The sequence below is a fragment of the Clostridium sp. ZBS15 genome, from assembly GCF_023845705.1.
In the GTDB taxonomy this organism is placed as follows: domain Bacteria; phylum Bacillota; class Clostridia; order Clostridiales; family Clostridiaceae; genus Clostridium; species Clostridium aquiflavi.
In genome coordinates, this window is the sequence record NZ_JAMQHY010000043.1 from 44676 (window position 1) to 56128 (window position 11453).

General features: G+C 25.3%; 7 protein-coding genes and 1 CRISPR repeat array. Of the genes, 5 read left to right on the top strand and 2 right to left on the bottom strand.

The genetic code is table 11. The features are described 5' to 3' along the window. Positions 1–387: 387 nt before the first annotated feature. Positions 388–1191: a zinc transporter ZupT gene (zupT, locus tag NG904_RS13270; RefSeq protein WP_252231956.1), complete on the bottom strand. Its 804-nt coding sequence runs from the start codon at positions 1189–1191 to the stop codon at positions 388–390. A gap of 532 nt (positions 1192–1723) precedes the next feature. Between zupT and NG904_RS13275 the strand changes: the two genes are divergently transcribed. Continuing rightward, positions 1724–2500: an endonuclease/exonuclease/phosphatase family protein gene (locus NG904_RS13275; protein WP_252231958.1), complete on the top strand. Its 777-nt coding sequence runs from the start codon at positions 1724–1726 to the stop codon at positions 2498–2500. A gap of 51 nt (positions 2501–2551) precedes the next feature. Here the strand turns inward: NG904_RS13275 and NG904_RS13280 are convergent, their stop codons facing one another. Then, a complete protein-coding gene (locus NG904_RS13280) occupies positions 2552–3424 on the bottom strand; it encodes a DMT family transporter (RefSeq protein ID WP_252231960.1) in 873 nt (290 codons plus the stop codon). A gap of 240 nt (positions 3425–3664) precedes the next feature. Between NG904_RS13280 and NG904_RS13285 the strand changes: the two genes are divergently transcribed. The 4 genes from NG904_RS13285 (at position 3665) to NG904_RS13300 (ending at position 6771) form a co-directional block, all read left to right on the top strand. Further along, entirely contained in the window at positions 3665–4315 is a 651-nt protein-coding gene (locus NG904_RS13285; protein WP_252212178.1) for a hypothetical protein, read from the top strand. Positions 4316–4632: 317 nt separating this feature from the next. Beyond that, the gene (locus NG904_RS13290) at positions 4633–5367 is read left to right on the top strand and encodes a DUF434 domain-containing protein (protein ID WP_252231962.1); all 735 of its coding nucleotides are present in this window, start codon (positions 4633–4635) and stop codon (positions 5365–5367) included. A gap of 136 nt (positions 5368–5503) precedes the next feature. Next, positions 5504–5866: a phage holin family protein gene (locus NG904_RS13295; protein WP_252212180.1), complete on the top strand. Its 363-nt coding sequence runs from the start codon at positions 5504–5506 to the stop codon at positions 5864–5866. Between the two features lie 266 nt (positions 5867–6132). Then, entirely contained in the window at positions 6133–6771 is a 639-nt protein-coding gene (locus NG904_RS13300) for a hypothetical protein (protein WP_252231964.1), read from the top strand. A gap of 339 nt (positions 6772–7110) precedes the next feature. Beyond that, positions 7111–11402: direct repeats of the CRISPR family, unit length 30 nt; unit sequence GATTAACATTAACATGAGATGTATTTAAAT. Positions 11403–11453 lie beyond the last annotated feature (51 nt).

Below are 11453 nucleotides of genomic sequence, written 5' to 3' on the forward strand. Positions count from 1 at the left end.
TAGTATAAAGCTCATGGACAGAGGAATTTACTTTAAGAACTCTAAAATAAAGCTTAGTCCAATTAATGCATGTTCCCAATCAAAGATTGTTGACAAGCAATTAATTGTAAATATTAAAAGGAAACTCGACTTCGCTGAGTAAGTTCGAAAAGCTAAATATAAAATTTAGATTCTCACTTAAGAGTTCTAAAAAGCAAATTCCAATGCCAGTTCGCCCTTATACTAAAATATCAACATTCACTTAAAACATAGCCTTATTAAAAGTTCAAAATTTGCTCAATGAATAAAATTTAATTTATATTTTAAATAACCGTATAATACCTATACATGCTTAAGAAAATTAATAAACTGTGTAATTTTAAATTTAAATATGAACTAGACTAAATTTTATAGAAATAATAATAAGCTAACAGCCATTAATATCATACCGCCTACTAGTCCATATATTGAAAGATGATGTTCCCCATATTCTCTTGCAGAGGGAAGAAGTTCATCAAGTGATATAAAAACCATTATACCAGCTACTGCTCCAAAAATAATACCTAATACCGCATTACTAATAAAAGGCATTAAGATTAAATATCCGATAATAGCTCCTAAAGGTTCAGATAATCCAGAAAGAAAAGAATATACAAAAGCTTTTTTCTTATTACCAGTAGCATAATAAACAGGAACTGATACTGCGATACCTTCTGGTATATTATGAATTGCAATAGCTACGGCTATTGGAACTGCTATAGATGGAGATTGAAGGCCAGAAATAAATGTTGCAAGCCCTTCAGGAAAATTATGAATTGCAATAGCTATTGCAGTAAATAATCCTGTTCTTAAAAGTTTGTTATTTGAATTAACTTTATTTGCATTTAAGTCTTCAACTTTATATATATCATGTGGATTTTCTCCAACTGGAATAACTTTATCAATAAGTGCTATAGTAAGCATTCCTCCAAAAAATGATACTACAGTAAGCCAAGAACCCATCTTTATTCCAAATTGTTCTGTAAGAGCATCTTTAGCTTTAAAAAATATTTCAATCATTGATACATAAATCATAACACCCGCTGAAAAACCAAGACTTATAGAAAGAAATTTAGTATTAGTTTTTTTAGCGAAAAAAGCAAAAGCACTTCCTATGCCTGTACATAATCCTGAAAAAAGAGTTAATGAGAAAGCAAATAAAATATTATTCAATATAATCCCTCCTTTGTAAAAACAATATGTATAATTCAATTGATATTCAATATCAATTGAATTATATTTTATATTATAACTAATTAAATAATTTTAATCAATAAGATTATTTTATTAAAAAAGTTAAAAAATGTTGAAATTTGGTTTTGTATATGGTATAATTTAATAAATAAGAAAATTAAAAAACATAGATTTTTTGGCCTTTATACTGTGGTGTTGCGCCATGGTGGAGATTTGTCAGACACACATCATTAGGTTGCGCGCAATTCGCTACGCTACCAATACTGTGCACATTAAAAATCGATCCTTCGGTTATGTGACAGTATTGGTGCTACGCTGAAGTGTCACAACCGAATATAAGAATTGTTAGCAAGAAATCTATGTGGTTGTAAAGAGACTATCTTTTATTTTTATAATAAAGATGGTCTTTTTTTAATAAAGTACAGATACTATATATTAAAGAATGATAAAACAAAGTTGATAATAATTTAATAAATGAATTTTTAAAACAAGCTGAAAAGAGGATATTGCTATGAAGGTAATGACTTTTAATTTGAGATGTGATTTTATTTTAGATTTTAATAATAGATGGGCTGAGAGAAAAAACTTAGTGTTTGATATAGTAAATAAATATGATTGTGATATTATAGGTACTCAAGAAGTAACTGAGAAAATGTTTAAAGATATATATAATAATATCAATACATATACTATTGTAGGCAATCCAAGAAGTAAAAAGTTGTTTTCAGAGAGAAATGATATTTTGATTTCTAAAAAACATAAGATAGATAATTATAAAACATTTTGGCTATGTGATAATCCAGAAAAGATAGGAAGATCAAGATGGTATTCAATGCTTCCAAGAATCTGCACAACAGTCATAATTGAATTAGAAAATGGGAAAAGAATACGAGTTTGTAATTCGCATTTAGATTGTCTTTTGCCACAAGCAAGAGCATATGAACTTAAAAAGATTGCAGAGTTTATAAAGAAAGAACAAGAAAAAGAAGAACTTCCATTAATAATTATGGGAGATTTTAACGCTAGTCCTAATAGTAAATTAATTAAGAATTTTATAAATGGAGATATTTTCAATAAAAGACTTGTAGCTGTACAAGATATGAATAAGTCATTATATAATAAAGCTACTATGGGTCATTTTAAAAATAAAGAAAAGGGATCACATATAGATTATATTTTTGTATCAGAAGAGTTTGAAATAATTGATGTAGAAATAGTAAAATATAATATTAATGATAAATATCCATCAGATCATTATCCATTAATGGCTGAGATAAATATTAAATAAAAATAACAGTAGGTAAATTTATAATAAGTACAAATTTACCTACTTTTATCTTTATTCGCCTTTTGTATCTTTAGCTAGTACAATAGTTGCAGTTAATATTAATGCAGCTCCAATTACTAATTCAAAAGATAAATTTTCACCAAGAAGCAATACACCAAAAATTATGCTGACTATTGGTTCAAAAGTTCCTAAAATAGATGTTGATGAAGTTCCAATTAATTCAATAGCTTTAAGTAATAAAATTATAGATACTATAGTGGAGATTAATGATATTCCTATGTATGATCCTACTATTTTAGTATTAAAACTCAATATTATTGATTTTGTAAATAGACCATATGTAACCATACCTAGAGTAGCCCCTACACACATATATAAAGTTGAAATTTTATTATCTACTGATTTTATACAGTCAAGTCCTAATACAATTAAATTAATTGCATAAGCTACTCCAGAAAATAATGCTAAAAATATTCCTAATGTACTTAATGATTTACTTTCAAAAGCAACAAGAGAATAAACGCCTATGCCTGAAAGAAATAATGATATTATTTTTCTTTTACTAATCTTCTCTTTGAGAAAGACAAAGCCAATAATACACACAATTGCTGGATATATAAAATGAAGAGTAGTAGCTAGTCCAGCACCTAAATAATTATAAGACATAAATAAAGTTTGTGTTGTAATAGTGTATGCAATAATCCCAATTGCTAATAAGATTAACATGGGTTTTCTTTCAATTTTAATTTTAACTTTTTTATATAAAAGATATATAAATATACTTATTGATGATAATAAAAATCTAAATATTATGACCGTTGTCGGATTAGATCCGTTTTTGTAAGCTATTGATGCAAATATAGGCATGAGCCCAAATGCTACAGATGATAAAATAGCATATAATAGTCCTCTATATGTATTCAAAAAAGTCCCCCTCTTGATTTTGATAAAACTAATTAAAGATTATGTTTTTAAAGTAAATGTTAACATCATACTTTATAGATTATAATTAATTTTATTTTTATAATCAACAAAAATCGTAATACTATTAAAGTTAATATTAAGATTATTGTATAAATATTAATTTATAGCTTAGAATTATGTAGTACTAAAAGAAATTTTCTTTTCATATTATATAATATAAGATTTGAGGAGGAAAATTTTATGAATGATGCTTATGTCTTTAAAGAGGAAAATAGATATGAGAAGTATTGTGAGACAGTAAATATAGGAGACATAAATGCTAACTTTAAACCAAAAGAGTTTATAGAAAAATTTATAAAAAGCAATTACAACATTAAGAAGATAAATCTGAATTACACAGTATTTCTTGGAACAAATACCTTGGAAAATGGGAAGAAAATAGATTATTATTACAAACCATATATAATTTTAGAAAAAGATTTAGAAGAAAATTATGAAAATTCAGTTCAAAAAATATCCATGGCTGATATGAAGATAGCATCTGAAGAAGCACAAATAAGAAAAAATGACTTTATAGCTGATTATACTTATACTAGAGCAAAAAGTGATATAAGGCGTAGTGTTGTTGAATATGAAGAAAATCCATTGTTAGTTAAAATTATAGATAATGTTATTTATAATTATGAAAGAAAATTTATGAGAGAGCTAAAAATAATATCTATTGAATCATTTTTTAATAAAATAGTTCAAGAAGGTGAAATAGAAGTTAAGAATATATATAACACGTATGTAAAAATACACAATACATCGTATTATAAAGAGAAGTTTAGAAAAATACCTTCATTTAAAATAAGTAGAATAGGAATGGAGTATTTTTATAGTAAATATTAGCTTTTAAAAGACTATTAGATTAAATCTAGTAGTCTTTTAAAAGCTATTACACTTATTTTGAAAAATAAATGTAAAGAGATGTATAATATTTACGATAGATACATTATAAGTAGATTTAGCTATTAAGAATAATAATTTTAAAGAATTTGTGGAATGTTTTTTGGGAGTTACTCATAATTGTGGAATATAAAAATAAGTAAATAAATTTAGATAGTTATATTTAAAAGTATAACTATATAGATTAAAAACTCATAATATATTTAATCAAGAAATAGACTATTTAATTCAAAGATACAATAATAAGGGGATATTAACATATGAGTAAAGTTGTTAAAAGAGGATATGTAGCTACTGATGAAAAAGAGTTTAATGAAAAATCACTTTTAAAATTATATAAGGCTGGACAGGATTTATATTATCTTTTAAATCAAGGATATAACATAAAAAGTGCCTCGGTGTTTATAGGAAATCATTATCTATTATCTGAACGCCAAAGATTAGCTTTAGTAAGAGCTGTTTCTGCAAAAAATAGAATTTTAATCAGAAAAGCTAAAGAAATTAAAGGCAATTTAGATGGATGTGTTGTAAATATAGATGGATTTAACACCATAATAACATTGGAAGTTGCATTATCTAATTCATCTTTATTAAAATGCATGGATGAAACAATTAGAGATTTGGCAGGATTGAGAGGCACATATCGTATAATAGATAAAACTGAAACAGCAATTACACTAATTGGAAAAATGTTAGAAGAAAATAAAGTGAGAAAAGCTATTTTTTATTTGGATGCGCCAGTATCTAATTCAGGAAAGTTAAAAGAAAAAATATTAGAATTATTAAGTGAGTTTAATTTTGATTTGCAAGTTGAAAATATCAACAATGTTGATTCAATATTAGAAACTTTAGATAATGTTATAACAAGTGATGCAATTATTCTTGATAAATGCAAAAGTTGGCTTAATTTAAATAAAAAAATTATAGATAATAACATTAATGACTATACATGTATTGACTTTTCTTTATTAAATTATTGTAATAAAGAGATGTAAAATTATAAGTGTTACTCTATAGATATTAAAACATATCTATAGAGTGTTTTTTTTATAATATTTTTTCCTTAATATTATTTTTATTACATGGGCATAATATATGTGAAGCAAATTATCATTATAAGGAGGAATATTTATGGAACATAAAAGAAAAACTTCAGATAGTAATAGTGCTTTGAATTGGTTAACAAGATTAGCACTAGTTGTAATCATTTTAGGAATAACATCGTTTTTAACACCAGGATTTAGTATTAATGGATTATGGTCATTTTTATTAGCAGCGGTTGTAATAACGGTATCAGATTATGTAGTAGAAATGTTTATGGGAATTGATGCATCACCTATTGGAAAAGGTGTAAAGGGATTTATAATTGCTGCTTTAATAATATATTTAGCACAATTTGTAGTTCCTAATATGAGAGTATCTATGATTGGAGCATTATTAGCATCTGTAGTTATTGGGATTTTAGATGCAGTATTGCCTGGAAGGGTAATGTAAAAATAAATATTAATTTACAAAATTAATTAGGACTCTAAAAATAGAGTCCTTTTTATTGTTTAATTAAAATAAATTCATTAATAGTAACATTTGTTACATAATTAATTGAGTAAAAAATGTATACTTAAATTATAGCAAAACATTAATTCGTCAAAAATTATTAATATATTTTATATAGATTGTTTTTATATGCATTTGAATATTTAATGTACTATATAGGACATGATATTTAATATAATAAATTATTCAATATTGGAGGAAAAGATATGAGTTTATTTTTAGGAAAAATTCATTTTTGGTTATTTAATAAGATTTTATGGTTTGAAGGATTAGAAAATGAAATAATTGATGTTGCAAAAAGCCAAGGATTAGATATTTCAAAATTACAAAGAGAAATTGAAGGTAAGTATGGAGATAAGCTACCGAATAAACCTCTTGATGAAATTATAGATACAAGTAATATTCATGGATGGTTACAAGAAAAGATACATTCATCAGAAGGAAGAGTAGCGGCTTGGACGACTATCATAATAGATAATAATATAGAAGCTAAAACAAAACTAGAACAACTGTATATTAATCAAGGGATCATGGCAGCAAAAGAAGTTAAAGAAGAGGGATTTATCTTAGATAGTGCAGAAGATATATTTAACAAAGTAAATGATTATATATTAGATGGAATGCCATGTGACAGAGTAAATGAAATTATAAATAGTAATGAAAATTTTGTGGAATGGACTAGAAGGAGTTGCGTACATAAAGAAATTTGGGATAAAGAAAATGGTGATGTAGACTACTTTTACTTTTTAAGAAGTTTATGGATTAAAGATTTTGTAAATGAAATAAATCCTGAATTTGAGTATATAGAAGAGATCACTGGTATAAAATCTATAAAAAGAAAATAAGAATTTTTGTAAAAAGGTAGATGACTTATGTAAAAGTTATCTACCTTTTTGAAGCATGTTATATTTAAATGTCAATTTTACTTATTTGTTTATATTATTAACCAATTTATTTTTAATCTAAATCCAACATCTTTAATATGAAAAGTACAATAATAGCATATATTTTTACCAGGTGATTATTATATTAAAATTGCTGCAGAGCTAGGTAAATACAAGAGTTATATAGGTTGAGGAATGAGAATAATAATATTTAAAAATCACTTGGTAAAATTTTTATAATGTGTTACTATTACTGTATTAGAGGAATTTTAACATTTTAAGAATGGCTTATTTTCAATGGATTAACATTAACATGAGATGTATTTAAATGGTAAAGTATTAATGGGATCTACTGGAATGGGAAAAGATTAACATTAACATGAGATGTATTTAAATTTCATAGCATTTTGAGTAGTTGTTTTTTGTTTACTAGATTAACATTAACATGAGATGTATTTAAATTAATTGACCTCACTAGGAGAACTTGCTGCAACCTCGATTAACATTAACATGAGATGTATTTAAATATAAAAAAAGACTAGCTTTAACACTAATCTTCACAGATTAACATTAACATGAGATGTATTTAAATTTACGATAATCTTGTGCTGCTCCTATTGCTTCCTTGATTAACATTAACATGAGATGTATTTAAATAAATAACTTGTACTATTAAAACCAGTTTGTACACCAGATTAACATTAACATGAGATGTATTTAAATAATGATAGGCAAACCACCATCAACTGTAAGAAATGGATTAACATTAACATGAGATGTATTTAAATGTTACTTCTAATGTTAGTCATAATAATAGTAAAAAAGATTAACATTAACATGAGATGTATTTAAATTAATATGCACCATTTCCATCACCAACCTTTAATTTTGATTAACATTAACATGAGATGTATTTAAATCTTCCTATAGCTTCAAAAATCGCTTGCATGACTATGATTAACATTAACATGAGATGTATTTAAATCATTTTGGAGGAAACATTTGATGTAATTCAAATAACGATTAACATTAACATGAGATGTATTTAAATTTATTCTTCACTCTCCATTCTCTCTAATGCTTTATGATTAACATTAACATGAGATGTATTTAAATGTAGGCGAGCGTGGCATGGAGCTAGTATTAGGAAGGATTAACATTAACATGAGATGTATTTAAATGCAGTAAGTCCAGCTGTAAACATTTCATTTTCAGGCGATTAACATTAACATGAGATGTATTTAAATGAATTACGGGAATTAACAGCTACTGCTAAAGAACTAGATTAACATTAACATGAGATGTATTTAAATCCTAAACCACTTAGATTCAATAATTTTGAAGCAAGGATTAACATTAACATGAGATGTATTTAAATGCCTTTACTATTTCTACATTCTCCACCTGTGGAGGATTAACATTAACATGAGATGTATTTAAATTATAATGAAAGATTATTGTATAATGCATTAGAAAAGATTAACATTAACATGAGATGTATTTAAATGAATTGGAAAGAAACATGATAAGTCAACGTGTAAAAGATTAACATTAACATGAGATGTATTTAAATGTGGTAAAGTTAGTAGATACTATAAGTAATAATATAGGGATTAACATTAACATGAGATGTATTTAAATAAATCCAAATGTATTCAAAAAAACTCAGATAGTATTGATTAACATTAACATGAGATGTATTTAAATGCCATATAGTCATAAGCTCTTTTTACTATTTCTTGTGATTAACATTAACATGAGATGTATTTAAATGTTACTGCATAACCATTTTTATTTATTCTCCATGTATGATTAACATTAACATGAGATGTATTTAAATTCATCAGCTCTTAATATTCCAAGACGTTTTTTAATAGATTAACATTAACATGAGATGTATTTAAATATCGGTAAATTAATACAATTATTATTTTGACCAATGATTAACATTAACATGAGATGTATTTAAATCATTTAAATGGTTTGTTATAGTACTTTCTGCACTATGATTAACATTAACATGAGATGTATTTAAATCCGTATGCAAATAGTAGCAGAAGAATCAGCTAATAAGATTAACATTAACATGAGATGTATTTAAATATATATTTTGCCGCGTTAAAATTTACGGCAGCCACGATTAACATTAACATGAGATGTATTTAAATGCTGTTGTTGCTAAGTCAGTGCCACTTGCAGCCGCGATTAACATTAACATGAGATGTATTTAAATGTGCTTTTCTTTGTTTCTTCTTTACCTAAAATTTTGATTAACATTAACATGAGATGTATTTAAATGATGATTTCGAAGCTTTATTGAACAAATATGGTTTTGATTAACATTAACATGAGATGTATTTAAATTAATCCATTGCTTTATTAAATTCTTGTATCTTTCTAGATTAACATTAACATGAGATGTATTTAAATTTCCATAATGTAAATCTATAGGATTCTTGAAATTCGATTAACATTAACATGAGATGTATTTAAATATAAAAACTGGTAATAGGGTTCTAGTAGGTAGAATGATTAACATTAACATGAGATGTATTTAAATTGCTTATTTTACGACTTCTTATGGTGGCCACATTTAGATTAACATTAACATGAGATGTATTTAAATTTGCTTATATGAAAACTGTTATTTAAAAGTTTAGCGATTAACATTAACATGAGATGTATTTAAATGCTAGTGCAAACACTAATTTAGCTATGATGGGAGGATTAACATTAACATGAGATGTATTTAAATTATATGGAAAAACAAATGGAGAATGAGGTTACTAAGTGATTAACATTAACATGAGATGTATTTAAATATTCTTCATGTAATTTTTCTTTAAAAACTTCATTTGATTAACATTAACATGAGATGTATTTAAATGTAGGAGAAATAAGACTATTTGTATGTAAGTTTACGATTAACATTAACATGAGATGTATTTAAATGATAGGTATGGAAAGGACATTATAGGTTCAGATATTGATTAACATTAACATGAGATGTATTTAAATATTTCATTTGATTTTGCTTGTATTCCCAATGTATCGATTAACATTAACATGAGATGTATTTAAATTTAAGAGAATATCCAACAAATAAAAATGTATGGTCAGATTAACATTAACATGAGATGTATTTAAATAAAAGTTAATATTTCTATGTTTCTTAAATCATATTGATTAACATTAACATGAGATGTATTTAAATATATCAATTTCTTTATTAGATGAACTTTCATATGGATTAACATTAACATGAGATGTATTTAAATGTAAAGTATTAATGGGCTCTACTGGAATGGGAAAGATTAACATTAACATGAGATGTATTTAAATTTTATATGCATGGCAGGGAAATGTCTTATGTCTCCGATTAACATTAACATGAGATGTATTTAAATTAGAATAAAACCTGAAAATAGGGTTATAAATAAACGATTAACATTAACATGAGATGTATTTAAATTTATATGCTAAAGATGCAATTGTTAGAGGGACTTCGATTAACATTAACATGAGATGTATTTAAATAGTATATTATAATGTAGTAAGTGGCGATACTTTATGGATTAACATTAACATGAGATGTATTTAAATAGTCTTTTGTTTATCTTTTCCCACTTCTTATATTTGATTAACATTAACATGAGATGTATTTAAATTTATTATATTAGACTAGATGGAACAATATATAAAGGGATTAACATTAACATGAGATGTATTTAAATGATTTTATAAAACTAAAGGATGAAATGATAGAAATGATTAACATTAACATGAGATGTATTTAAATAAAAATAACAAGACACAAATACCTTTTTATAAAAAAGATTAACATTAACATGAGATGTATTTAAATTAAAAAATCGAAGTAATTTTGTCATTTGAAATTATTGATTAACATTAACATGAGATGTATTTAAATATATTTAGAATTAGGCAGTCTTAGCCAATTACAAAAGATTAACATTAACATGAGATGTATTTAAATATATCTATTATTAATACTTTCTTGCCTTCCTTACCGATTAACATTAACATGAGATGTATTTAAATTCCTGTTGAATTAAAACTAAAAGAAATATCTGAACGATTAACATTAACATGAGATGTATTTAAATCCTGCTTTATTCTTGTCCGTTTTAACAGCACCTCTTGATTAACATTAACATGAGATGTATTTAAATGTTACATTTTCACCATGTTTTGAAGGATCTAATGGATTAACATTAACATTAACATGAGATGTATTTAAATGCCAGTAAACAGCACAACCATAATCACCTGAAATATGATTAACATTAACATGAGATGTATTTAAATGGTATTGGCTCTTTTATTAAATCTTCTTCTTTTGCAAGATTAACATTAACATGAGATGTATTTAAATCTTTCCACATCATAAAATCCAATGACATCAGTATCAGATTAACATTAACATGAGATGTATTTAAATAATAGCATTGTTATAGGTAAGCTATTGTTTGTATAGATTAACATTAACATGAGATGTATTTAAATATCCTCTTTATATATAGTTAGCATTGCACTAACAAGATTAACATTAACATGAGATGTATTTAAATTTAAAATATACTGCTATACCTTCTAAATACCATTTTGATTAACATTAACAT

Bases quoted from the DNA above. Each gene is read 5' to 3' on its own strand.
- NG904_RS13275 (WP_252231958.1), top strand. From the start codon at position 1,724: ATGAAGGTAATGACTTTTAATTTGAGATGTGATTTTATTTTAGATTTT.
- NG904_RS13285 (WP_252212178.1), top strand. From the start codon at position 3,665: ATGAATGATGCTTATGTCTTTAAAGAGGAAAATAGATATGAGAAGTAT.
- NG904_RS13290 (WP_252231962.1), top strand. From the start codon at position 4,633: ATGAGTAAAGTTGTTAAAAGAGGATATGTAGCTACTGATGAAAAAGAG.
- NG904_RS13295 (WP_252212180.1), top strand. From the start codon at position 5,504: ATGGAACATAAAAGAAAAACTTCAGATAGTAATAGTGCTTTGAATTGG.
- NG904_RS13300 (WP_252231964.1), top strand. From the start codon at position 6,133: ATGAGTTTATTTTTAGGAAAAATTCATTTTTGGTTATTTAATAAGATT.